The sequence below is a fragment of the Shewanella sp. 10N.286.52.A9 genome, assembly GCF_041468985.1.
In the GTDB taxonomy this organism is placed as follows: Bacteria; Pseudomonadota; Gammaproteobacteria; order Enterobacterales; family Shewanellaceae; genus Shewanella; species Shewanella japonica.
In genome coordinates this window covers 64,030-90,346 of sequence record NZ_JBFRJQ010000011.1, presented here as the reverse complement: position 1 = coordinate 90,346, position 26,317 = coordinate 64,030, and the positions used below count along the sequence as shown (strand labels likewise).

19 protein-coding genes are annotated in these 26,317 nt (G+C 40.8%); 16 read left to right on the top strand and 3 right to left on the bottom strand.

The window, feature by feature from the left end; all coding sequences use genetic code 11:
- Positions 1-11: 11 nt before the first annotated feature.
- The 4 genes from infB (at position 12) to rpsO (ending at position 4,509) form a co-directional block, all read left to right on the top strand.
- Entirely contained in the window at positions 12-2,660 is a 2,649-nt protein-coding gene (infB, locus tag AB4128_RS10075; protein WP_055023712.1) for a translation initiation factor IF-2, read from the top strand.
- A gap of 61 nt (positions 2,661-2,721) precedes the next feature.
- The gene (rbfA, locus tag AB4128_RS10070) at positions 2,722-3,162 is read left to right on the top strand and encodes a 30S ribosome-binding factor RbfA (RefSeq protein WP_065108657.1); all 441 of its coding nucleotides are present in this window, start codon (positions 2,722-2,724) and stop codon (positions 3,160-3,162) included.
- Positions 3,162-4,106: a tRNA pseudouridine(55) synthase TruB gene (truB, locus tag AB4128_RS10065; protein ID WP_192021397.1), complete on the top strand. Its 945-nt coding sequence runs from the start codon at positions 3,162-3,164 to the stop codon at positions 4,104-4,106. The genes rbfA and truB overlap by 1 nt, the downstream gene beginning before the upstream one ends.
- Before the next feature lie 133 nt (positions 4,107-4,239).
- Entirely contained in the window at positions 4,240-4,509 is a 270-nt protein-coding gene (gene rpsO / locus AB4128_RS10060; protein ID WP_055023715.1) for a 30S ribosomal protein S15, read from the top strand.
- 138 nt (positions 4,510-4,647) lie between these two features.
- Here the strand turns inward: rpsO and AB4128_RS10055 are convergent, their stop codons facing one another.
- Positions 4,648-6,684, bottom strand: coding sequence for a bifunctional diguanylate cyclase/phosphodiesterase (locus tag AB4128_RS10055; protein ID WP_055023716.1), 2,037 nt, complete (start codon positions 6,682-6,684; stop codon positions 4,648-4,650).
- Between the two features lie 377 nt (positions 6,685-7,061).
- Between AB4128_RS10055 and pnp the strand changes: the two genes are divergently transcribed.
- The 10 genes from pnp (at position 7,062) to deoD (ending at position 20,593) form a co-directional block, all read left to right on the top strand.
- Positions 7,062-9,164 carry a polyribonucleotide nucleotidyltransferase gene (pnp, locus tag AB4128_RS10050; RefSeq protein WP_055023717.1) on the top strand — a complete coding sequence of 701 codons (2,103 nt, stop codon included), beginning with the start codon at positions 7,062-7,064 and terminating at the stop codon, positions 9,162-9,164.
- A 276-nt stretch (positions 9,165-9,440) separates the two neighbouring features.
- On the top strand, positions 9,441-10,352 hold the full coding sequence (gene nlpI / locus AB4128_RS10045) for a lipoprotein NlpI (RefSeq protein ID WP_065108655.1): 912 nt from the start codon (positions 9,441-9,443) through the stop codon (positions 10,350-10,352).
- A 249-nt stretch (positions 10,353-10,601) separates the two neighbouring features.
- Positions 10,602-12,185, top strand: a complete 1,584-nt coding sequence (prfC, locus tag AB4128_RS10040; protein WP_055023719.1) for a peptide chain release factor 3 — start codon at positions 10,602-10,604, stop codon at positions 12,183-12,185.
- A 278-nt stretch (positions 12,186-12,463) separates the two neighbouring features.
- On the top strand, positions 12,464-13,228 hold the full coding sequence (locus AB4128_RS10035) for a TatD family hydrolase (protein ID WP_372037567.1): 765 nt from the start codon (positions 12,464-12,466) through the stop codon (positions 13,226-13,228).
- A 178-nt stretch (positions 13,229-13,406) separates the two neighbouring features.
- Positions 13,407-14,669 (top strand): NupC/NupG family nucleoside CNT transporter, encoded by a 1,263-nt coding sequence (locus AB4128_RS10030; protein WP_065108653.1) that lies wholly within the window; start codon positions 13,407-13,409, stop codon positions 14,667-14,669.
- Positions 14,670-15,032: 363 nt separating this feature from the next.
- Positions 15,033-15,863, top strand: coding sequence for an outer membrane protein OmpK (locus tag AB4128_RS10025; RefSeq protein ID WP_055023722.1), 831 nt, complete (start codon positions 15,033-15,035; stop codon positions 15,861-15,863).
- 418 nt (positions 15,864-16,281) lie between these two features.
- Entirely contained in the window at positions 16,282-17,055 is a 774-nt protein-coding gene (gene deoC, locus AB4128_RS10020; RefSeq protein WP_055023723.1) for a deoxyribose-phosphate aldolase, read from the top strand.
- A 144-nt stretch (positions 17,056-17,199) separates the two neighbouring features.
- On the top strand, positions 17,200-18,531 hold the full coding sequence (deoA, locus tag AB4128_RS10015; RefSeq protein ID WP_055023724.1) for a thymidine phosphorylase: 1,332 nt from the start codon (positions 17,200-17,202) through the stop codon (positions 18,529-18,531).
- Positions 18,532-18,542: 11 nt separating this feature from the next.
- Entirely contained in the window at positions 18,543-19,757 is a 1,215-nt protein-coding gene (locus AB4128_RS10010) for a phosphopentomutase (RefSeq protein ID WP_282166402.1), read from the top strand.
- A 125-nt stretch (positions 19,758-19,882) separates the two neighbouring features.
- Positions 19,883-20,593, top strand: coding sequence for a purine-nucleoside phosphorylase (deoD, locus tag AB4128_RS10005; RefSeq protein WP_055023726.1), 711 nt, complete (start codon positions 19,883-19,885; stop codon positions 20,591-20,593).
- A gap of 85 nt (positions 20,594-20,678) precedes the next feature.
- Here the strand turns inward: deoD and AB4128_RS10000 are convergent, their stop codons facing one another.
- Positions 20,679-21,614, bottom strand: coding sequence for an AhpA/YtjB family protein (locus tag AB4128_RS10000; protein ID WP_372037565.1), 936 nt, complete (start codon positions 21,612-21,614; stop codon positions 20,679-20,681).
- Positions 21,615-21,701: 87 nt separating this feature from the next.
- Between AB4128_RS10000 and serB the strand changes: the two genes are divergently transcribed.
- Together serB and AB4128_RS09990 are read left to right on the top strand one after the other, a co-directional pair.
- Entirely contained in the window at positions 21,702-22,688 is a 987-nt protein-coding gene (gene serB, locus AB4128_RS09995) for a phosphoserine phosphatase SerB (RefSeq protein WP_372037564.1), read from the top strand.
- 226 nt (positions 22,689-22,914) lie between these two features.
- Positions 22,915-23,808 (top strand): alpha/beta hydrolase, encoded by an 894-nt coding sequence (locus tag AB4128_RS09990; protein ID WP_080916391.1) that lies wholly within the window; start codon positions 22,915-22,917, stop codon positions 23,806-23,808.
- A 64-nt stretch (positions 23,809-23,872) separates the two neighbouring features.
- On the opposite strand, the gene AB4128_RS09985 is transcribed toward AB4128_RS09990, so the two are convergent.
- On the bottom strand, positions 23,873-26,272 hold the full coding sequence (locus AB4128_RS09985) for a PilZ domain-containing protein (protein ID WP_372037563.1): 2,400 nt from the start codon (positions 26,270-26,272) through the stop codon (positions 23,873-23,875).
- Positions 26,273-26,317: the final 45 nt, after the last annotated feature.

Sequence of the window (26,317 nt, the reverse complement as noted above, 5' to 3'; positions counted from 1 at the left end):
GGATTTAATTGATGGCAGATACAAGTATAGATAAATTGGCCACAGAAGTGGGCAAGAATGTAGACAGACTGATTGAACAGTTTGCCGAAGCGGGAATTAAGAAGACTAAAACTGACAGCGTTTCTGAAACAGAAAAGCAAACGTTGTTAGATCACTTAAAGAAGCAGCATGGTGGTGAAAATGCGCCGCAAAAAATGACTTTGCAACGCAAAACTGTGTCTACTTTAAGCGTGAATGCCGGTGGTGGCCAATCTAAAGACGTTAAAGTTGAAGTGCGTAAGAAACGTACTTTCGTTAAACGTGATGAAAGTGAATTAGCCGCAGAAGCAGAAAAACAAGCACAACAGCAAAAAGAAGCAGAAGCGGCGGCAAAAGCTGCAGCAGAAGCTAAAGCTGCTGAAGACAAAGCTAAGGCTGAAGCAAAAGCTAAAGCCGATGCAGAAGCTAAGGCAAAGAAAGAAGCCGAAGCTAAAGCAAAAGCAGAAGCAAAACCTGCTAAAGCTGATGATGCTGAAACTGCTGCAGCTAAAGCTGAAGCTGAGCGTATTAAAGCTGCTCAAGAAGAAGCGTTAACTAAAAAGCAAAAAGAAGAAGCTGCACAAGCTGCTGAAACTGCGCGTAAACTTGCTGAAGAAAACTCTAAGCGTTGGGCTGAAGAAGAGCGTCAACGTATAGAAGCTGAGAAAAACAGCGACCATCACATCACAACATCTAAAGCTGCTCGTGCTGCTGAAGATAGCTCTGATGCTGCAGAAGAAAAACGTGGTCGTCGTTCTCGTAACAAGAATGCGAACAAGAAACGTGGTGGCAAAGGCGGTCGTGATAACCGTTCAAGAGGCGCTCGTAACCAAAGTACTGCTCCTGAATCAATGGCACACGGCTTTAACAAGCCTGTCGCAGTAGTTAAAGGCGACATTCGTATTGGTGAAACCGTTTCTGTTGCTGAACTTGCGCAGCGTATGTCTGTTAAAGCAACTGAAATCATCAAGCAAATGATGAAAATGGGTTCAATGGTAACGATTAACCAAATCCTTGACCAAGAAACAGCACAAATGGTTGCTGAAGAAATGGGTCACAAAGTTGTACTACTACGTGAAAACGAATTAGAGCATCAAGTACTTGGTGATCGTGATGAAGAGAACGTTGTTCTAGAAACACGTGCTCCAGTTGTGACCATCATGGGTCACGTTGACCATGGTAAAACATCATTACTTGATTATATTCGTCGTGCAAAAGTTGCCGATGGTGAAGCCGGTGGTATTACGCAGCATATTGGTGCTTACCACGTTGAAACTGACAACGGCATGATCACTTTCTTAGATACTCCTGGTCACGCAGCGTTCACTTCTATGCGTGCTCGTGGTGCTAAAGCAACAGATATCGTTGTATTGGTCGTTGCTGCTGATGATGGTGCTATGCCTCAGACAATTGAAGCAATCCAACATGCTAAAGCCGGTAACGTGCCGTTAATCATTGCTGTGAACAAAATGGATAAGCCAGAAGCTGATCCAGAACGTGTTAAGAGTGAATTAGCGCAGCATGGTGTTATGTCTGAAGATTGGGGCGGCGAGCATATGTTCGTCAACGTTTCAGCTAAAGCAGGTACTGGTATTGATGAGTTACTTGAAGGCATTCTTTTACAAGCTGAAGTTTTAGAGCTTCAAGCTGTTCGTGAAGGTATGGCTGCAGGTGTGGTTATCGAATCTAAATTGGATAAAGGTCGTGGCCCAGTTGCTACTGTTCTTGTTCAAGAAGGTACGTTACGCCAAGGTGATATCGTTCTTTGTGGTCTTGAGTACGGTAAAATCCGTGCGATGAAAGATGAAAACGGTAAGAGCATTACTGAAGCAGGTCCATCAATCCCTGTTGAGATTTTAGGTCTTTCAGGTGTGCCATCTGCGGGTGATGAAGCGACAGTTGTACGTGATGAACGTAAAGCTCGTGAAGTTGCACTTTACCGTCAAGGTAAATTCCGTGATGTTAAACTTGCGCGTCAGCAGAAGTCTAAACTTGAGAACATGTTTGCCAACATGACTGAAGGCGAAGTACAAGAGCTAAACATCGTGCTTAAAGCAGACGTTCAAGGTTCACTTGAAGCAATTTGTGATTCATTAACTAAACTGTCTACTGACGAAGTTAAAGTTAGCATTATTGCTCGTGGTGTTGGTGCATTAACAGAAACTGATGCAACACTTGCAGCAGCTTCAAACGCTATCATGGTTGGTTTCAACGTTCGTGCTGATGCACAAGCGCGTAAGACAATTGAAGCTGAAAGCGTTGATTTACGCTACTACAGCGTTATCTATGACCTAATTGATGAAGTTAAAGCGGCAATGACCGGCATGTTAGCGCCTGAGTTCAAGCAGCAAATCATCGGTCTAGCTGAAGTACGTGACGTATTTAAGTCGCCTAAGATTGGTGCAATTGCGGGTTGTATGGTTACTGAAGGTACCATCAAACGTAGCGCTCCTATCCGTGTACTACGTGAAAACGTGGTTATCTACGAAGGTGAACTAGAATCATTACGTCGCTTTAAAGATGATGTAAACGATGTCCGTAATGGCATGGAATGTGGTATCGGTGTGAAGAACTACAATGACGTCAAAGTTGGCGATCAGATTGAGGTCTTCGAGACGGTCGAAGTGGCCAGAACGCTGTAACACAGAAAGGGCGGCGTAAGCCGCCTTTTTTATTTATATAAAGCTATAAGGTATTAATGTTATGGCAAAAGAATTTAGTCGTACACGCCGTATTGCACAGCAACTCCAGCAAGAGTTAGCAATGATTTTACAGCGCGACATGAAAGATCCACGTATCGGCTTCGTGACAGTCAATGATGTTGATGTCTCTCGTGATTTAAGCTTTGCGAAAGTTTTTGTGACTTTCTTCGAAGAAGATCAAGAGTTGGTTGATCAAAAAATTGAAGCACTGACAGCGGCTGCGCCTTATGTCAGAACATTAGTTGCAAGTCGAATGAAACTGCGTGTTATGCCTGAGCTGCGTTTTGTATACGATAGTTCGTTAGTTGAAGGCATGCGCATGTCTAACTTAGTGAGCCAAGTGATTACACAAGACAAAGCTAAGCAAGACAAAGCAAGACAAGATGAGTTTGGCTCTGACGATGTTGATGCATCAGAAGATAAAACTGAGGATAAAGATTAATGGCTCGTCGTCGCAAAGGTCGTTTTATTAATGGCATCGTACTTTTAGATAAAGGTACTGGCATCAGTTCTAACCATGCTTTGCAACGCGTCAAACGTCTTTATAACGCCAATAAAGCAGGCCATACAGGTGCTTTAGACCCTTTAGCCACAGGTATGCTACCCGTTTGCTTAGGTGAAGCAACCAAGTTCTCTCAACACCTTTTAGATGCGGACAAGCGATATTTGGTGACAGCAAAATTAGGTGAAAGAACAGACACCAGTGATTCTGATGGTGAAGTTGTTCAGATCCGACCGGTTAAGTTTGAGCAAAAGCTGTTAGAGGATTCTTTAGAGCATTTTCGCGGTGACACCATGCAAGTGCCTTCAATGTTCTCTGCACTAAAGTATCAAGGGCAGCCTTTATACAAGTATGCTCGTGAAGGCATTGAGGTTCCTCGAGAAGCCCGTCCTATTACCGTATTTGAGTTGCTATTTGTTAGCCTAGAAGGCGATGACTTAACACTTGATATTCATTGCTCAAAAGGTACATACATTCGTACCATCATTGATGATTTAGGTGAAATGTTAGGTTGTGGCGCACATGTCACTATGCTGAGACGAACCCAAGTTGCAGGCTATCCATATGAGAAAATGGTGACGCTTGAGCAGTTAACTGATTTGGCTGAACACGTCGATAAAGAAGATGAGTCTTCTTTTAGCGTGTTAGATGATTTGTTGTTGCCGATGGACACTGCTGTAGCAAACTTCACCGAAGTTAATTTACCGGATGCTTGTGAGCAATTTATTATGCAAGGTCAGCCTGTTCAGGCTACAGGCTTAAAAGCAGGTGAATTGGTCAGAATGACGTTAGGTGAGCAGCGTCGCTTTATCGGAATAGGTACCATGAATGATGATGGTTTGCTGGCTCCTAAGCGTCTAGTTGTTGATCACAGTGCAGAATAATCATTAATTACTAGCTTTTATCGGCTGTTAAGTGTTTTTTATTGCGATAGTGACTGAATATAGTTAGAATGTCGCCCCCTCTGGCTGAGTTAGTGATTGGCTAGAGTTAATTTAATTTTTTCTGGAGATAAATATGTCACTAAGTAATGAACAAAAAGCAGCTATCGTAGCTGAATACAGCCGTGGTGAAAACGACACTGGTTCAACTGAAGTACAAGTTGCTTTATTGACTGCACAGATTAACCATCTGCAAGGTCACTTCAAAGAGCACATCCATGATCACCATTCACGTCGTGGTCTATTACGTATGGTTAGCGCACGTCGTAAACTTACTGCTTACTTAAAGCGTAAAGACGTAGCTCGTTATACTGCTCTTATCCAGAAGTTAGGTTTACGTCGTTAATAACGATGTTTAATTTGATTGTGTTTACATAGTCAAATTCTAACCGTAAAAAAGGAGGCTTAAGCCTCCTTTTTTATTATGTCCAATTCAGTCATACATCATCGCTTTACGTCATTCTTTAAAGCTAGTTGCTGGCATTTATACCTGTTCTAACGGCATACTCATTTCAGTAAAATATTGCGCTTCAAACTCGTCTAGCGGTAAGGGCTTACTGAAAAAGAAGCCTTGGCCAATTTGGCAATTATGCTGCTGAAGCCAAGTGAGTTGCTCTTGGTTCTCAATACCTTCTGCAACAATATCTAAATTCAGTTGCTGACCTAACATCAAAATGGTTGAAGCAATTGATGCATCATGGGGTAAATCAGATACAAACCCTCGGTCAATCTTCATCGTTGTAATAGGCAGATGTCTTAAGTATGACAATGATGAATACCCTGTACCAAAATCATCAACCGCTATACCAAACCCTGCACTTTTTAGCTGCTCTAGTTTAGCAATTGCTTGATCGACATCATTCATCAAAGAGGTCTCAGTTATCTCAATTTCTAGGAGTTCAGGACGAATTTGATACCTTAGCGCTAATTGCTTTATGTCAGAAACCAAACTGGCATCAGCGAACTGCTGCGATGCCACATTCACTGCAATTGGAATCGCATAATTGTATTTCTTTTCCCATTCACGAATGACCTTACAGCTTTGCTCGATAACCCAGCGGCCTATAGGAATGATTATCCCCGTTTCTTCTGCGATAGGTATGAAAGACATCGGCGGCACGAGTTCGCCATTCTTTTGCCAACGGATAAGTGCTTCACACCCCATAATTCGATTCGTTTTTAGATCAAGTTTTGGTTGGAAGTATAATAAGAATTCATTGTGCTTAAGTGCGTCATGTAGTGAGGCTTCTGTTTTGAGCCTCACAGCGGCATTCTCGGTCATTTGTTGCTTAAAGAAAGCCCATTGATTAGAACCAGCAGCTTTAGCACTGTACATAGCGATATCAGCGTGTCGAATAAGATCCTCTGCGCCAGGGCCATCTTCAGGATAAATAGAGATACCGATTGATGCCGCAGGGTGAATGGCGTGCTCGTTAAGTTGTACGGGCGCATTTAGTTGTTTTTGCAGTTTATCGACGAAGTCAGCTGCTTGATCTGGTGTTTCTATATCATCAGCGACAATAACAAACTCATCGCCACCTAATCTTGCTACGCTGCCTCTGTCACCTACAACGGTTTCTAAAATCCTCGCGACACGTGCCAAGAATTGATCCCCAATAGCATGACCCAATGAATCATTCACGTTTTTAAAGCGGTCTAAATCGATAAAGAGTAGTGCAAAGTGCCTTTTGTGAACCCGTGCTCGTTGAATGGTTACATCCAAAGTTTCGAGCAATAAGGTGCGATTAGGCAAACTGGTTAATGGGTCCCGAGTTGCCATTTTTCTGAGTTTATTTTGAGTCTGACTAAACTGTAATAAAATCTGGTTGAACTTTGAGGTCACTAGCCCAAGCTCATCATCTTTGTGAGCCTTAGCCATAGGCAGTAAGTTTTCATCGGGTAAGTCTGGGTCAATTTTATCAATTGCTTCACTAATTTGGGCAATGGGTTGAGTCAAAAAACGGTGGAAAACGATAGTTAATACTAAGGTGAGTAATAAAGCTCGTGCTAACGTTGCAATAAAGCCAAGTTGTAACTGATTAAATAGGTTATTGGTCATCTCTTGTGTGTTGTAAAAGATGGTAAGCGTTCCAATCAGTTGCTGTTTTTTATTGCCTTCAAAATAAAAAGGGCGGTATAGCGGTCGTGAAATCTCATTTAAGTCTTTAAATAAAAAGTGGCTTAAATTGTCGTAGTTTTCAGAGAATTGTTTTGGTTGATTACTGGCTGTTACGAAAAGGCTACCATCATCTAAGGTAATGACTGCAGAGCTAATATTATCAATTTTGATAATACCCTCTAAGGTTTGTTCGGTTTGTTTATCATCTAGTGCCCAAACTGCATTAGAGGCAGTTTGTTCTACTGAATTAAGTAACTCTTCTTGAGAGGCGGTAAGCTGCTGTTTGGTTGTGACGACAACTAAAGCTATCTCGACAACAAAAATGGCAATCGCAAAAAACAAAGCAGTAAATACAACTAAGTTAGTTTGCTTCCATGTCAGAGATTTAAACCTTGGTGTCATTCAAACGATTCCATTTGTTTTTATTACAGTTTCATAGAGCAGATATTGATTAGATAGTAAATCTGCTGTGCCTAATCACTTATTAATTTATATCGCTTTCGCATCATCTCACTTTAGACAAAATTAGATTAAATGTCATTAATTATAGCGATAACCTTATTCAACAAGAGAGGTACTTCAAGCAGTTAAGCAATTTTGAGCGGCTTTGTCATCCTGCTGTCATCAAATGCAAGTATTTACAATGGCTGTTATCGGCTTCATTTTCGGTAAATTTAATTATTTTTTAGCGGTATATTGCGATGCGCTTTAACTATTGTAAAAAATTGCAGTATACTTATGCGCGTAATTTAAAGGTCAATAATTAAGGAATGGGTCACGTGAATCCAATTGTAAAGAGTTTTGAGTATGGTCAACATACCGTCACCTTAGAAACAGGTGTTATTGCACGTCAAGCAGATGCTGCAGTTTTAGCGAGCATGGGCGATACAACAGTATTAGTAACTGTTGTTGGTAAAAAAGTAGCGGATCCAAGCCGTGACTTCTTCCCATTAACAGTTAACTACCAAGAAAAAACCTACGCAGCAGGTAAAATCCCTGGTGGTTTCTTCAAGCGTGAAGGTCGTCCTTCTGAAGATGAAACACTGATTGCTCGTTTAATCGACCGTCCAATTCGTCCTTTATTTCCGAACGGTTTTAAAAACGAAGTTCAAGTAATCATTACGGTAGTTTCAGTTGATCCACAAATTGAACCAGATATGGTTGCAATGATTGGTACTTCAGCTGCACTTTCTATTTCAGGTATCCCATTTAATGGCCCAATCGGCGCAGCACGCGTTGGTTACATTGATGGCGAATATCTATTAAACCCAACAGTTGATCAAGTTGCTGAAAGTGATCTTGATTTAGTTGTTGCTGGTACTGAATCAGCTGTATTGATGGTTGAATCAGAAGCAAAATCATTAGCTGAAGAAATCATGTTAGGTGCTGTGACTTACGGTCACGACCAGCAGCAAGTTGTTGTTCAAGCTATTGCAGAATTCAAAGCTGAAGCGGGTAAACCTACTTGGGATTGGACTGCTCCAGTACAAGATCAAGATTTAGTAGCTCAAATTAAAGAGTTAGCTGAAGAAGGCATGACTGCGGCTTACCAAATTGAAGTTAAGCAAGACCGTTATGCTCAAGTTGGCGTAGTTAAAGCGGCTGCTAAAGAAGCATTGATTGCTCAAAATCCTGATGTTGATACTCGTGAAGTTGACAACTTATTAGGTAGTCTTGAAAAAGACGTAGTTCGTGGTCGTATTATCAGTGGCAAGCCACGTATCGACGGTCGTGAACCAGATATGATCCGCGCATTAAACGTATTAGCGGGTGTACTTCCACGTACACACGGTAGTTCTTTATTTACCCGTGGTGAAACTCAAGCATTAGTAACTTGTACATTAGGTACTGAACGTGATGCTCAAAAAATTGACAGCATCATGGGCGAGCGTACTAATCGCTTTATGCTTCATTACAACTTCCCTCCATACTCTGTTGGTGAAACTGGTATGGTTGGTTCGCCTAAGCGTCGTGAAATTGGTCACGGTAAATTAGCTTGGCGTGGTATCAATGCTGTTATGCCTTCTGCTGAAGAATTCCCATACAGTGTTCGTGTTGTATCTGAAATCACTGAATCAAACGGTTCAAGCTCTATGGCTTCTGTTTGTGGTACTTCATTAGCGTTAATGGATGCGGGTGTACCTATCAAGACTTCTGTTGCTGGTATCGCAATGGGTCTAGTAAAAGAAGGCGACGACTTTGTTGTTCTTTCTGATATCTTAGGTGATGAAGATCACTTAGGTGACATGGACTTTAAAGTAGCGGGTACTCGTGACGGTATTACTGCTCTGCAGATGGATATCAAGATTGAAGGTATCACTAAAGAGATCATGGACATCGCACTGCAACAAGCATACGGCGCACGTGTTCATATTCTTAACGTTATGGACCAAGCAATTGGTGGCGCACGTGAAGATATCTCTGATCACGCTCCACGTATCACGACTATCAAGATTAATCCTGAGAAGATCCGTGACGTTATCGGTAAAGGTGGTGCGACTATCCGTGCACTTACTGAAGAAACAGGTACAACAATTGAGCTTGACGACAACGGTACTGTGAAGATTGCATCTTCAAACGGTGAAGCAACGAAAGAAGCTATTCGTCGTATCGAAGAAATCACTGCTGAAGTTGAAGTGGGTCGCATCTATAAAGGTAAGGTTATCCGTATCGTTGATTTCGGTGCATTCGTTAACATTCTACCTGGTAAAGACGGCTTAGTTCACATCTCACAAATCAGTGAAGAACGTGTTGCTAACGTTTCTGACCATCTTGAAATGAATCAAGAAGTTGACGTTAAAGTGATGGAAGTTGACCGTCAAGGTCGTGTAAGACTTTCTATCAAAGAAGCGAACGCTAAAGAAGAAGCTGCTGCAGAATAATATCTGACACCAAGCGTTAATTAAAAGGAGATCTTCGGATCTCCTTTTTTGTGCCTATAATTTGTCGATAAATGCTTAGTGTAGACGTTATGGATATTGAATGAATACGTTGAGCAAGTCATGTAAATTATCAATTTCAACCGTAGCTTATTCACTCTAAAGCTGGCTATATCATCAGTTATGCTGGTAAATGAAATTTTATTGGTATCTGCATAGCCCTTATGGAGATTGGTTGATATGATGCAAAGTAATTATAGAACCTGATAAGGTATTTAAATGGAACAGAAATTACGTACCACAGTTGTCGCATTATGTGTGGGTGCCAGTTTGTTATTGTCAGGTTGTGCCTCTTTATCTGGTAGTGCCGATAGTGCAGCGAATGGCAAAATCATGGTTGCGCCAAATGTCCCAGACTACAAACTTGAAGTAACCTTAGCCAAATTAAATGAAATTCTTGGCACGATGGAACTTACGCCTGAACAACGAGCGCGTTTTCATTATGATCGTGGCGTAATATATGACAGCGTTGGTTTACGTTTACTTGCAAGAATAGATTTTCATCAAGCCATTAAACTACAGCCTAATTTAGCCGACGCTTATAACTTCTTAGGGATTTATTACACCCAAGAGGGGGAGTTTGAAAGTGCTTACGAGTCATTTGATGGCGTACTTGAGTTATCACCTGAATACGATTATGCCTATTTGAACCGTGGTATTGCTTTGTATTACGGCGAGCGTTATGAATTAGCCGCTCAAGACATGAAAGACTTTTTACGAAAGGATCCTTCTGATGGCTACCGTGCTTTGTGGTTATATCTAGTCGACTCACCAAGAGATGCAGAGTCAGCACAGCTAGCATTAGCGGAAAATCGTCAGTCATTGAATGATCAGGCTTGGTCGTCAGTATTAGTTGACTACTACTTAGGTAAAATGACTAAAGAGCAGGTTTTTGAGGCTGCTAAAGTAAATTTAAACCAACCTAAAGAATATTCTGAGCGCTTATGTGAAGCCTATTTTTACATTGCCAAAAAAGCAGTTGAGCAACAAGATTACCAACTTGCTATTGATTACTATCGATTGAGCTTGGCAACTAATATTTATGATTTTGTAGAGCATCGCTATGCAAGAATCGAACTTGCTCAAGCGCAGCAGCAATTAATTGAACAAGAATCGGCTCAAACAAACTAATTGAGTGAATATCTAAAAGGCCGATAATGTTATTATCGGCCTTTTTCTTTATACCCCTCAGGGCTAAGATTTATTAGTTCAGATTTTCTAGTTCAAATTCTGCAGTTAAGCTAGTCTAGTTCAAACTTCACTGACATCGTCAATCAGCTTTTAGTTTTGACTCACCAATACTCAAGACTTTACCTAGCCAACTATCCTCGGAAACGCTATAATTTGCGCCATTTTATTTATGCTAGGGCAAAGTAACTCATGTCAGCTCACACAGTCGAGGTCGATAAACGTCGTACCTTCGCGATTATTTCGCATCCCGATGCCGGTAAAACGACTATCACCGAGAAAGTTCTTTTATTCGGACAAGCTATCCAAACTGCAGGTACTGTAAAAGGTCGTGGTTCAAAGCAGCACGCAAAGTCTGACTGGATGGAAATGGAAAAAGATCGTGGTATTTCTATCACGACGTCTGTGATGCAGTTTCCTTATAGTGATTGCTTAGTCAATCTTCTTGATACACCTGGTCACGAAGACTTCTCGGAAGATACCTATCGTACCTTAACAGCAGTTGATTCATGTTTAATGGTCATTGACTCAGCTAAAGGTGTCGAAGATAGAACACGTAAACTGATGGAAGTTACTCGACTTCGTGACACGCCGATTGTCACTTTCATGAACAAATGTGACCGTGATATTCGCGATCCTATGGAAGTGATGGACGAAGTAGAAAATGAGCTGAAAATTGCCTGTGCTCCAATTACTTGGCCAATTGGTTGTGGTAAATCCTTCAAAGGTGTTTACCATATTCTGCGTGATGAAACTGTGCTTTATCAATCTGGTCAAGGTCATACGATTCAAGAAGTCCGTATCGTTAAAGGGCTTGAAAATCCAGATTTAGATGAAGCCGTTGGTAGTGAGCTGGCTGAGCAATTACGTGAAGAGTTAGAGCTGGTTATTGGTGCTTCACATGAGTTTGAACTTGAGCCTTTTTTGAAAGGTGAACTTTCACCGGTCTTTTTTGGTACTGCATTAGGTAACTTTGGTGTTGATCATGTACTTGATGGTCTAACAGAGTGGGCTCCTAAGCCGCAACCTCGCGCAACCGAAATGGGTGATATCCATGCTGAAAATGAAAAGTTCAGCGGCTTTGTATTTAAAATTCAAGCTAACATGGACCCTAAACATCGTGACCGTGTTGCGTTTATGCGTATTGTTTCTGGTAAATATCAGAAAGGCATGAAAATGCACCATGTTCGTGCCGGCAAAGATGTGCGCATTTCTGATGCGTTAACCTTTGTTGCGGGTGACCGTGAGCAAGTAGAAGAAGCATACCCTGGTGATATTATCGGGTTACATAACCACGGAACTATTCAAATTGGTGATACCTTCTCACAAGGTGAGAAGCTTAAGTTTACGGGGATTCCTAACTTCGCACCTGAAATGTTCCGCCGTATTCGCTTAAAAGATCCGCTGAAGCAAAAGCAATTGCTTAAAGGTTTAGTGCAGCTAGCTGAAGAAGGCGCTGTGCAGGTATTTAGACCGCTTGATACCAATGACCTTATTGTTGGCGCTGTTGGTGTGCTGCAGTTTGAAGTGGTTGTAGGCCGCCTTAAGAGCGAGTACAACGTAGAAGCGATTTATGAAGGTATTAGTGTGTCGACAGCCCGTTGGGTTTATTGTAAAGACGAGCGTAAGCTAGAAGAGTTCCGTCGTAAGTGCAGTGCAAACTTAGCACTAGATGGTGGCGATAACTTAACGTATATCGCACCTACCATGGTAAATCTGAATTTATCAATGGAACGCTACCCAGATGTTGAGTTTGCCAAAACACGAGAAAATTAATCCATAAACTCTAAAGAGTCGGTATTGATGAATATTAAAGGCGGATTTTCCGCCTTTTTTTATGCTCAAATAGCCCAAATAAATCGATTTGTATAAACGGAATAATCAGTATATTTTGTAGCAAGATATACTTATCAGCATCGACTATTCCATTATTTGTGTGCGATAGGCTTTTAACATTCAGTATCTTTTAAGCCGTTTTTGATAGGTTAAACTTAGCAATGACGATTAATAATAACCTGATGTATAAATGGTTTTAGTCAAAGGGAGAGGTATACATGATTGATTCTCATGCACATTTAGATCTTGCTGACTTTGATCATGACAGGGCTGAATTATTTAATGCTATGGCATTAAAAGGAATTAACTCGGCTTTAATCCCTGCGATTAGTGAACAGCATTGGGAAAACCAATTAGCGATAGCACAGCAATATCATTGCTATTTTGCTTTGGGTATTCACCCTTGGTATGTTCCCGAAGACATTAACGCATCACTCGTATCACTGGAGAATATGCTCGCCAAACATGCGGTTAAGGACAGACTTGTAGCCGTTGGTGAGTGCGGATTAGATAAGCTAAAACCAGACTTTGATAGACAGCAACAGCTGTTATCTGGACAATTAAAAATTGCAATTAACATGGAGTACCCAGTGATTCTTCATGGAGTGAAATGTCACCAAGAGTTATTGTCATTATTAAACCGATTCCCTAATCCCAAAGGGGGCGTTATTCATGGTTTTTACGGTGCGCCAGAGTTGGCAAGTCGATATATTGAACTAGGATATAAATTGGGTATCGGTGGCTTATTACTCAATCCAAAAGCCAAAAAGTTAAGAAAAACGATCACTGAATTGGATATTAAACATTTCATAATTGAAACAGACTCGCCTAGCATGACCCCCTATAATGCAACCGAAAAACGAAATACTCCGCTTATTTTGCCAAATGTGGCCTCTGAGATCGCAAATTTACAGAAAAAAACAACTGTTTTTATATTAGAACGATTGAATAAAAACTTCTCCCAACTGTTTGAGCTGTCGTAATTTTTTTTTAAACATGGTTATTAATAAATATTAATGTTTCATAAGATCCTGAAATTAAACTCTAAAAGTATGATCTAATCCACGATTTTCATCTGCTCCTCAGTTATAATCATTAACGGAAAATAGGTGAGTTAACAACAATTATACAAATCGTTAACATAAATAAGGGTGATGATTAATGGATATACTAATGAGTCTAGTTGGGGTGGTTACCATACTAGCAATCGGTTATGCACTATCAAACAACAGAAAAGCTATTAATGTTCGTACTGTTGGTGGCGCTTTAGCAATTCAAGCATTCTTTGCTGGTTTTGTTTTATACGTTCCAGTTGGTAAAGACATTTTAAAAGGTGTTTCTGACGCAGTATCTAGCGTAATTGGTTACGCTCAAAATGGTATTAACTTCTTATTTGGCGACTTAGCCCAATTTAAAGTTGGTTTCATCTTCGCGGTAAACGTACTTCCGGTTATCGTATTCTTCTCTTCTTTAATTGCAGTTCTTTACTACTTGGGCATCATGCAGTGGATCATCCGTATTATCGGTGGTGGTTTACAAAAAGCATTAGGCACTAGCCGTACAGAGTCTATGTCTGCAACGGCTAACATCTTCGTTGGTCAAACTGAAGCTCCTTTAGTTGTACGTCCTTTCATCGCGACAATGACTAACTCTGAATTATTCGCAATCATGGTTGGTGGTTTAGCATCAATCGCGGGTTCAGTATTAGCTGGTTATGCGCAAATGGGTGTACCGATTGAGTACTTAGTTGCTGCATCATTCATGGCTGCTCCAGGTGGTCTTATGATGGCTAAGCTAATGCATCCTGAAACTGAAGAAGCTAAAAACGAAATGTCAGATCTTCCTGAAGATCCTGACAAGCCAGCAAACGTGTTAGATGCGGCTGCTGCAGGTGCTTCATCTGGTATGCACTTAGCACTTAACGTTGGTGCAATGTTGATTGCTTTCGTTGGTTTGATTGCAATGATCAACGGTATCATCGGTGGTGTAACAGGTTGGTTCGGTCTTGAAGGTATTACTTTAGAGCTAATCTTAGGTTACATCTTCATGCCATTAGCATTCTTAATCGGTGTACCTTGGAACGAAGCATTAGTTGCTGGTTCTTTCATCGGTCAAAAGATTGTTGTTAACGAATTCGTAGCATACCTTAACTTTGCTCCTTACTTACTTGATGCATCAGCTGAAGGTTACCAAGTAGTAGCAGAAACAGGCATGATGATGACTGACAGAACCAAAGCGATTATCTCATTCGCATTATGTGGTTTTGCTAACTTATCTTCTATTGCAATTCTATTAGGTGGTTTAGGTGCAATGGCTCCTAGCCGTCGCCATGACTTAGCTAGACTAGGTATCCGTGCTGTTATTGCCGGTTCTTTAGCTAACTTAATGAGTGCGACTCTAGCTGGTTTATTCTTAGCGATTTAATTGTCTAAGACGACCTTGAGTTGAGTAAATGAAGGCTGTTGTTACCTCGGTAATAGCAGCTTTTTTTTAGGTTTTTTACCTAAGTTAATTGAAGTTTAATCTCGCTAGCCCATTGGCTGGCATATGACTTGCTTTGTTAAATCACCAGTTTTTTATATTACTTTACTCAAAAAATGCAGTTTATTAGTCATAAATGTTCTAAGTTGTTAGTAGAAAGTAGAGATATTGTTCACATTTTGGGATTAAGTATTCGTATTTTTACCAAATAATATTGAGCTTTTATCCAATCTATGTACAATGCAAACGTTTATAAAAATCGCCACCCACGAAGGTGGTAAAATAAATATATCAATGGGGTTGATAATGAAAAACGTTAAAACTTTAGCTTTAGCTGCTACAACTATCGCTGCTATGTCTGCACCTGCAATGGCTGCTGACCGTGGTGAAGATATCCGTTCTGGTGATTACAGCTGGATGCAGTTCAATGCAATGTACGCATTTGACGAATTACCAAGTGCTGGCGAAAGTGGCCACGATTACTTAGAAATGGAATTTGGCGGCCGCGCTGGTGTTGTTGATTTATACGGTTACGTAGACGTATTCAACTTATTTACTCAAGATTCTGGTGACAAAGGCTACGGTGAAAGCCGTATGTTCATGAAGTTTGCACCTCGTTTCTCTTTAGATGCAATCACTGGTCTTGACCTTTCAGTTGGTCCTATCCAAGAAGTGTACTTCTCTACTCTATTCAACTGGGGTGGTGGAGCAATTGGTGAAGACGTAAACTCTTCTTTCTGGGGTTTAGGTGCTGACGTTATGGTTCCATGGTTAGGTAAAACTGGCATGAACTTATACGCTCACTACGACATGAATGGTAAAGATTGGAATGGTTATCAGTTCTCTGCTAACTGGTTCAAGCCTGTTCATAACTTCGATAACGGTACTTTCGTAGCGTTCCAAGGCTATGTTGATTACCAATTTGGTGCTGATGATGAGTACGGCGATGAGTTCGTTCCAATGTCTAGCAATGGTGGTGCAGCATACTTCGGTCTACACTGGCATTCAGATAACTACGCACTTGGTTACGGCCTAAAAGGCTACAAAGATGTATACCTTCTTGAAGATGGTGCTGGTATCGTTGGTCTAGAAACAACTGGTTGGGCTCACTACCTAACAGCTACTTACAAGTTCTAATCTAATTTGTAAGCTTTGGAGCCACATTATGTGGCTCCAAATTTATTGCAAAATATGTTAGTATTTACTTAAGTACATACAAAAATTTGTTAGAATGTATTTAGATAAATATTAAAGTCCAAACAATTTAAAATAGTGAACTAATATTCTAGTGGTTCGGTATCAAATGTTTGGATTGATTTGCGCGCTAAAAGGGAATTTTCGCGGAATGGATGAAACAATTATTCTTTGTTTCACCTCTTCCGGTCTTCAAGGATTCAAGTCGTGGTACTCGTTATCAGATTGAATACTTAGTTCAGTAACTTATCAATTAATTTACTGGCAATGCTCGAAGGCCCGGCCTCTACATCAATCAACTGCCAGCTTTATGCATTGCCAAAACAAGATTTTTATTAGGTTTTTGTTTCGGAGAGCAAACATGAGTGATTTAAAAAAAGCAGCACAACTTGGTATCTCATTAATGGATTTAACCACATTAAATGACGATGATACTGATCAAAAAGTCATTGATTTATGCCACAAAGCGAATACTGCTGCTGGCCATACTGCTGCCATTTGTATTTATCCGCGTTTTATTCCAATTGCTCGTAAAACATTGAATGAGTTAGATTGCGAAGATATCAAAATTGCTACCGTAACTAACTTTCCACACGGTAACGATGATATTGCTATTGCAGTATTAGAAACTCGTGCTGCTGTTGCTTATGGCGCAGATGAAGTTGATGTGGTTTTCCCATACCGTTCATTAATGGCTGGTAACGAGTCTTTAGGTTTTGAGCTCGTTAAAGCATGTAAAGAAGCGTGTGGTGATGAAGCGATCTTAAAAGTGATTATCGAATCAGGCGAGCTTAAAGATCCTGCGTTAATTCGTAAGGCTTCTGAATTATCGATTGATGCTGGTGCTGACTTTATTAAGACGTCAACGGGTAAAGTTCCTGTTAATGCGACATTGGAAGCTGCAGAAATTATGCTGACAGTTATCAGTGAGAAAAACCGTAATGTTGGCTTTAAGCCTGCAGGTGGTGTGCGCGATGCTGCACAAACAGCTGAGTTCTTAGGCGTGGCAGAGCGTATTTTAGGTGCAGAGTGGATTTCTCCAGCTAGCTTCCGTTTTGGTGCATCAAGCTTATTAACTAGTTTACTTCATACTCTAGACCTTGCTGATGCTCCTCAAGGTAAACAAGGATACTAAGCAGGTCGATTTGCTTAGTTAGACCTCTTAACGGTTTTAATTGATAGCACCAAGTAACATTGCATTATTTATTTGGTGCCATCTTGTTAAGGTGAAACTCTTGATTTTAAGTATGAATAAAAGGGTTTCATTGGAGGAAATGTTATGTTTCTCGCTCAAGAAATTATTCGTAAAAAACGTAATGGTGAAGCACTTAGTTCTGCTGAAATTCAATTCTTTGTAGATGGTATTACCCAAAATACTGTTTCTGAAGGACAAATTGCTGCATTCGGCATGGCAGTTTATTTTCAAGATATGAACATGGATGAACGTATTGCACTGACCACAGGCATGCGTGACTCTGGCACAGTACTTAATTGGGATTCGTTATCGTTAAACGGACCGATTATTGATAAGCACAGTACTGGCGGAGTCGGTGATGTTATCAGTCTGATGCTTGGCCCTATGGCTGCGGCTTGCGGCGGTTATGTGCCAATGATTTCCGGTCGTGGTTTAGGCCATACTGGTGGTACTCTCGATAAGTTTGACGCAATTCCTGGTTATCAAACCGAACCTTCAAGTGAACTCTTCCGTAAAGTTGTTAAAGAAGCTGGTGTCGCTATCATTGGCCAAACTGGTGATTTAGTCCCAGCTGATAAGCGCTTTTATTCTATTCGAGACAATACAGCGACAGTCGAGTCTATTTCTTTGATTACTGCTTCTATTCTTTCAAAGAAACTCGCAGCGGGCCTTGATGCACTAGCGATGGATGTCAAAGTCGGTAGTGGTGCATTTATGCCAACTTACGAAGCATCTGAAGAGTTAGCTCGAAGTATTACTGCTGTAGCTAATGGCGCGGGGACTAAAACCACTGCATTACTCACTGACATGAACCAAGTACTAGCCTCATGTGCAGGTAATGCTGTCGAAGTTCGTGAAGCGATTAATTTCCTCACTGGTAAATATCGTAATCCGCGTCTATATGAAGTGACTATGGGCTTATGTGCGGAAATGCTAGTGTTAGGTGGCATTGCCCAAAATGATGCTGAAGCTCGTACTAAGCTTAATGCTGTACTTGATAATGGTAAAGCCGCTGAGATTTTTGGCCGTATGGTGTCAGGTCTTGGTGGGCCGGCTGACTTCATTGAGTCATTCGATAACTATTTACCTCATGCATCGATTATCCGTCCTGTTTATGCCAGCCAACAAGGCTTTGCGCACAGCATGGATACTCGAGAGCTCGGCTTAGCTGTTGTTACTTTAGGTGGCGGACGCAGAAAGCCTGGTGATAAATTAGATTACAGTGTCGGATTAACCGATGTCTGTGCTTTAGGTGATGAGATTACTCAAGATAAACCTATTGCTATGATACATGCTCAATCAGAAGCGGCATTTGAAGAAGCTTCTGCCGCGGTACAACAAGCGATACATATTAAAGATTCGGCGCCAGAAAAAACGCCTGAAATTTATCGCTATATCCGCGCATCGGATTTATAAGGAGCTCAAATATGAAACGTACATTTATTATGATGCTGGATTCATTTGGTGTTGGTGCTGCAACTGATGCTGATAAATTTGGCGATGTCGGTTCAGACACCTTTGGCCATATTGCAAAAGCATGTGCAGAAGGTAAAGCAGATATTGGCCGTCAAGGTCCACTTAAATTACCTAACTTAGCAAAGTTGGGCTTAGGCCATGCAGGTTTCGAAAGTACAGGTAAATTTGCTGATGGCTTCGGTGATAACGTTGAGCTCATCGGCGCTTATGGCCATGCAGACGAGCTAAGTTCAGGTAAAGATACACCGAGCGGTCATTGGGAAATGGCAGGTGTACCGGTTCTTTACGAGTGGGGCTATTTTTCAGATTTAGAAAACTCATTCCCACAAGAATTGACTGATAAAATCCTGGCTCGTGCCGGTTTAACTGAGTTTTTAGGTAATTGTCATGCATCAGGTACTACCATTCTTGAACAGCTTGGTGAAGAGCATATGCGCTCTGGTAAGCCTATTTTCTATACTTCAGCTGACTCGGTATTTCAAATTGCCTGTCATGAAGAAACGTTCGGTTTAGAGAACCTATACCGTTTATGTGAAATTACTCGTGAAGAGCTTGAGCCTTATAATATTGGTCGAGTGATCGCCCGTCCATTTGTTGGTAATGGTCCTGATGATTTCGCTCGTACAGGTAATCGTCGCGACTACGCTGTTGAGCCACCGTCAAAAACCGTGCTAGATAAATTAGCTGCTGCAGGTGGTGAAGTGGTTAGCGTTGGTAAGATTGCAGACATTTACGCTCATTGTGGTATTACTCAAAAAGTGAAAGCGACAGGCCTTGAGGCGTTATTTGATGCGACACTTGAGCAAGTTAAACAAGCGGGTGATAACACCATAGTGTTTACCAACTTCGTTGATTTTGACTCTCACTATGGTCATCGCCGTGATATCGCGGGTTATGCCAAAGCGTTAGAGTATTTTGACCAACGTTTACCTGAATTATTAGCACTGTTAAATCCAGAAGATTTAATCGTGTTCACAGCCGATCATGGTTGTGACCCAAGCTGGCAGGGGACAGATCATACTCGTGAACGTGTGCCTGTATTGGCTATGGGGGCAGGTTTAGCTGCTGGCTCACTCGGTCGTCGTAACAGTTTTGCTGATATTGGTCAGTCAATTGCTAGTTACTTTGAACTTGAGCCGATGGAATATGGTAAATCTTTCATTTAACAATAAAAGATTATTATCTTCTAACGCTATTTTGTTAATAAATATAGTAGAATCGCACTGAGTAATTAAGGGGATGACTTAATTACTCATATTAAAGATTTAATATAAAAATATAGGGGTTTTTCATGGCTACACCACATATTAATGCTGTTGAAGGTGCTTTTGGCGAAACAGTTTTATTTCCAGGCGATCCATTACGTGCAAAATACATTGCTGAAACGTTCTTAGAAAATGTTGAGCAAGTGACTGACGTTCGTAACATGTTCGGTTTTACTGGTACTTATAAAGGGACTCGTATCTCTGTTATGGGTTCAGGTATGGGTATTCCTTCATGTTCAATTTATGCTCATGAGCTAATCAAAGAATACGGTGTTAAAAACCTTATTCGTGTTGGTACTTGTGGTGCAATCAGCACAGACGTTAAAGTTCGTGACGTGATTATTGGTATGGGTGCATGTACTGATTCACAAGCTAACCGTCTTCGTTTTAAAGGCCAAGACTTCGCTGCTATCGCGGACTACGGCTTAATGAATGCTGTTATTGAGTCAGCTAAAACACACGGTACTAAAATCCGTGTTGGTAACGTTTTCTCTGCAGATTTATTCTACACTCCAGATCCTTCAATGTTCGATACAATGGAAAAAATGGGTGTATTAGGTGTCGAAATGGAAGCTGCCGGTCTTTACGGTGTTGCACACGAATTAGGCGCTAAAGCTTTATGTGTTGTGACTGTTTCTGACCACATCAGAACCGGTGAAAAAACATCATCAGATGAGCGTCAAACTACGTTCAACGATATGATTGTGATGACATTAGATGCTGCTATCACACTTTAATTTATTTTAAAGTTTGATAAAAAGGGATAACAGTGATGTTATCCCTTTTTTGTTGTTTAAAAGAGCTAAGATAAAGCCAAATAGCTTACTTTGGCTCGGCTTTATCTTTCTGGTCTTCTCTTGATTTAGCGGCGCTAGATGAGTTAGACGCTTTCGGTGATTTAGAGGCTAAAGCTTTGGCACCTTTGTTTTTCGTATCAGTAGTCGTTTGGCTATCTTGATTCAAATCAGTTAGCTCTTGATATTCAATATCAGCCAATTCAGTATCACTGAGCTCTGCATGTTCATCTGAGGGGATGTGGTCTTTCAGATCTTCTCTGCTATCCATACCATCATCCATACCATCATTCATGTCATCATCTATACCATCGACTGAGTCACTTTGATTAAGCTGTAATAAATGACTGTTCTTTCTTCCTTGTTTAGCTCGAGTTTTACGTCGGTCAAAGTCAGCTCGTTTAAATGACAGGGCGCGAGAGAGAAGCAAGCCAATAATTCCAGCCACAATTAACATGGTTTGTTGTAGCTTCATATTTTCTTGATACAAGGTTTTGATTTCGTCGAAGAATATTCGCAAGTTTACCCGTACTTCAATGTAACCTAGGTTGTTGTCCCCTTGGAGTACATTTTCAATCATTGGCGGATAAGGCGAGAGTAACTCTTTAAGTTCTTCATCATCGGCATCAAGTGCTTCTTCGCTGACCGATTGAGCGAAAGCAAGCCTAACGCCTTGAGCATCATAAATGTGGACGGACATGACTTTAGGGTCATCGATGAGGGCGTTTGCAAGCCACTGTAGCTGTTCATCATTTTGTAAAAACATCGCTGGCGCCGCACCATTTGCCGCTTGTTGGGCTAATAGTCTTGCCATAATCTGCGTTTGCGAATTGAGCAATTGTTGCCCGTTGTTGAGGCTAGATTTCCATAAATGAGTTAGCCCAATTAACAAGATTATCGCAATCACGATTTGAATTAATCTGCTGATCTTTTGACTTTTCTTAAGACCTTTAACAAAAATCACTTTAATCCTTGGTGTTTTTTCTATTTAATTAATACTAATCGAAATATTTAATTGTAGATAGTCGCAATCATTGAGGAAATGCAGTCGATGGAAAGTCAGAAAAACTCTAATGCTCTAACCTGGTTATTTTCAGGGGAAGATGGCTCTTTTTCTCATGGTGATTTTAGCTTAACTCGCTACTTTGAAGACGAATTTCTCAATAATATCCAAGTTAAACAGCCACATCGGTTTCGGGTTATTTTTGATGAGGTAGATTTTGATGCTGTGTCTTCGTGGTTGAATCATCTTAATCAGGATTGTTCGGTGGCTGTGTTAATGCGCCATAACGAGCTAAAAGGGTTTGAGATCGCTTCATCCTCTCGGTTAGCGCAATTAATTGAATGCTTTCCTATTGACAGTAATGCAGAGCTATTTGAAGTCACACAAGCATTGCCGAGTATATTTAAACCGGGCTTATTGGTGATGGATATGGACTCGACTGCGATTCAAATTGAGTGTATTGATGAATTGGCCGCGATGGCTGGAGTTGGTGAAGCTGTTTCTGAAGTAACAGAAAGAGCAATGCAAGGTGAACTTGATTTTGAAGAAAGTCTTCGTCTTCGAGTAAGCAAGCTTGCAGGGGCGAGTGACAGTATTATTAACCAGCTTTGTCAGGATTTACCACTAATGCCTGGAATTGAGTCTATTGTGGCTGAATTAAAGCCTAATGACTGGAAGCTGGTGCTAGCATCAGGTGGATTTACGCCGTTTGTTGGCCATTTAAAAGACTTACTGGGGTTAGATGCTGCCTATGCTAATGAGTTAGTCATCGAAGATGGAAAGCTAATAGGTGAGGTGACTGGTGAGGTTGTCGATGCGCAATATAAAGCCGATGTGATAGATAAAAGCGCTGCTAAATGGCAAATAGCTGCAGGTCAACGAGTGGCTATTGGTGATGGAGCCAATGATATTCCAATGGTTAAGGCGGCAGATTATGGTATTGCGTTCCATGCTAAACCTAAATTATTAGCAGCATCAAATGCGAGTATACAGCGATTAGATTTACGCTGTTTAGTATTCCACCTTCAAGGTTAACTCGCCACTAGGGTAGCCTGCTTAGCTGGAGGTTAACCAGGTGAGGTAGTTAATTTTAAAACCGCATTACTGTTAAGCAGTAATGCGGTTTTTGTTAGCTTATAGAAAGCACAGAACCGTCGCTTATATTATTGATTAGATTTTTTACTCTAATTAACTTGAAGTTAACATTTATGCTGTTTAACCTAGGTATATTCCTTTCTGCTGATAAAACTTACCAATACCAATGAAGCAAGAATCTCACTTTCTGCCATATCGTGATGGCAAGTTACACCTTCGACATATCAAGCCCTCTATGCCAATTGCTTCACGAGAACCTATACTGATGCTTCACGGCGCGATGTCGAACGGACGGGTTTTTTATAGTCCATCAGGGCGAGGTCTTGCCTGTTATTTGGCTGAGCAGGGCTATGATGTTTATGTGCTTGATACTGCTGGAAGAGGCTTGAGTGAGCCTAGAATTAATGCTTCATATTCTCTGGGACAAACAGAGGTGATTTTGGAGCAAATACCTTTAGCTCATCAATTTATCCTATCCCAAACTGGCGCTGATAAAGTGCATTGGTGCGCTCATTCATGGGGGGGCGTATTAATGGCGAGCTGTTATATACGGTTTGAGTCATTACGCCCTGAGGTTGCCTCATTCGTGACTTTTGGTACCAAGCGAACCATTAAGGTTAAATCATTAAGAAAAACGATGATGGTGGATGTATTTTGGAACAGACTTGCTCCATTAATGACGCAATATCAAGGTTACTTAGCGGCAGATAAATACCGGATAGGGATGGATAATGAAAGCAGGCAATCATTATTACAGACTATTGACTGGGTAGGTGGTGATTGGGTAGACGCTGAAGATCACTTCGATTATTCCGAAGCGGTTAAAGGTATCAGCTGGCCGAAAACCTGGTTTATCGCTGCTCAAAAAGATTACGTACTAGGAAACCCTAGAGACGTAAAAGACATGATGCTTGAGTGTGGTTTAGAAAACGCTGATTATACACTCTTGTCAAAACGAAAAGGTTTTAAGCGTGACTATACTCATGGAGGAATGCTGACTGATAAAGTGGCTGTTTTGGATCACTTTCCATTAGTGAGTGATTGGTATAATCGATTTTAAAAACATAAAAAAATACCTATAAAATAATAACGTTATTATGCTTGTGATAGGCGGGTTTTGACGGCTAATCTTCGAGTAAATGCAGCTCTGGAAACCTGACTTCGACTTCAGCTGTAATATCTAACAGTTCACCACTACCAATAATTCGCCACAAACGTTCCTCTAAGGCTTTAGCTCTATGGCTGGCATGGATAGTAATGTATTCCATTTCACGGCGAATATAGCTCATATCGGGTTTTTCTGTTGCGCCCAAATAAATCCTCAATGCCATAAACTTGCCTACAGCTTGTGCATGGCTAATAAATTTTATTTGTGCACTGCGATGGCTAAAATCACTGACTAACTGTGATTGAATGTTAATTGCTCCTCGACCTTGCCTTGATATCTGCAGAAAAACCTCAAAGTACTGCATGCCGTCTATGGGCTTCATTGATCTGACAGGATCAATAATGAGCTGTTTAAACTCGGTTTCATTAAACAATGGCGTGAGGTTGAAGCTGAGTGGTGTAGTTGAGCCCGCTGCAAATAAATGACTAATATCGTCGGTTTTGGTGCCAATTCCAATGCAGGCTAATTGAGCTGACTTTTTCGTTTTTTCAACAAAGTAAGGCACACTGACTAATTGTCGAAGCAATAAATTTTTCATCCCATCAGCCAGTTCTTTTAGCTCGCCCTCATCTTCTGAAAGCTGCTCAAATTTATCTCGGTTATGGTTGATTAGTTTATTGAGAAACTCCACTCCTTGGTGCGGTTCATGACCGATCAATGCGGATAAATGCAAAGTTTGCTGTTTCTTATTACCTTGAGTGCGAGCACGAATAAGTCGATATGGCAGTTGGCTTAATTGCATTTTTCCAGCGATTTCCTGCAACTTAGGAAAACTCAATATGACATCCGTAGCACTGCTAAACTGAGTATTATCTTCTAAGGTAAACTGGATACCACGTGATGAGATATCATGGGAAATACCTCGAGACTTCTTACCATTATGCTCAATTTCTATAATGGTTTTAAAGGCAAAGCGTGCTTCTCGTCTACGCTCGCTGAAAGGCATTGATAATCTTTTTATCGTATTTTTAGTCAGTTTCTTTTGATTAAAGATTTTAAGTTGATTGACGTTATCGCCTTCATTAAACCAAGCTCGATAGTTTGGTCTAATATCTTCATTTGTTAAGTCTATAAGCTGTAATGTATAGGCAAAACGAGCCAGTTGTTGCTCTGTTAACGCTGAGTATTGCTGTTCATCACCAGGCAATGTCGAGGTTTTATAATTAAGCTTATGATCTACCTTTTGTTGGCATACTTTAAAAATTCGCCAGCTGGATTTAGAGGCCCCAAAACCGAAAAACAGCTGCATAGCCTGATGCTTTTTTAGTTCATGTAAGGTTGCTGAAAAATACTGAGTAATGCCTTTATTACTATGGGTAAAACAAAAGAATAGACTGTGATCTGCTTTATCAGGCGACTTGATTAAGTTAACCAATCGATTATTGGTGAGGAAGTTAGGTAATTGGTTAACTTCGTTTTCGTCAATAAAATACTGCAATATAGGCTGGTTGCCACGACTAAGTAACTGATGACTGATAAATGGCTTCCCATTTTCAACAGACAGATACAGTGGCATGTGTGACAGCATAGGTAAATAGTGACGCTCAAACCCTAAACCGGTGGCATTGACGATGACATCATTGACATCAACTTTGTAGCGAAACTTGTAACCTCGAATGAGCTGACTGAGTAGTTTGTCTAATTCTTTGCTATCTCCAAGACGCTTAAGGCGCATGATGGCGCTGTCATCTTTATTTTGTATATCAACAATTTGATAATCTACACCATGTTGTAAATCTTCGAAAAAGAACTCTTCATTAAGCTCAAGTAGTTTTACTCTAAGTGGTTTATCTTGGTCAAAGCGATGTTTGGCGGGTAAACGAACTCTAGCGCCACCCACGGATAAATCTAAACTGGCACCTAAGACTTCGCCGCCGCCATCTTGTGATGCAGAAATACGAATGGAATAATTCATTCTCTCTTCGCTGCGACTGAAGTAGCTCCCTAATACAACACCAGGGACGATGAGTTCAGATAACTCTTCAGTGGGTTCTTGTTCTGTTTTGCGAAGGCTTTCTTTGCGAAGTTTGTGTTGGCTCAGGACATGCTCGTATACGCCAACAGTATATTTATTACGGTATAGTCCAAGTGCTTGAACAAGGGAAAGTTTAGCGGGCTCATCAAGAAAATGACGCTGTTTAGCAACGGTCACTTCTTCACATTGAAGTTCAGATTTATCTCGTAAATCAATAATTCGGGTGCAACTGGCTGAAAGGCGGTTGAGCTCCATTTTAACTAAAAAGCGGGTAGAGTTAGACTCATCGATGGTGAGTTTTTCAAAGACCTCTTTGAAGTCGGGCTCCATTAATAGCGGCTTGAGTTGTTCTATTAGCTGACTATGGTCTTCTATGCTCATTAGCTCTTTTCAGTTTAGATACGAGATATAGGTGATAAATATAAG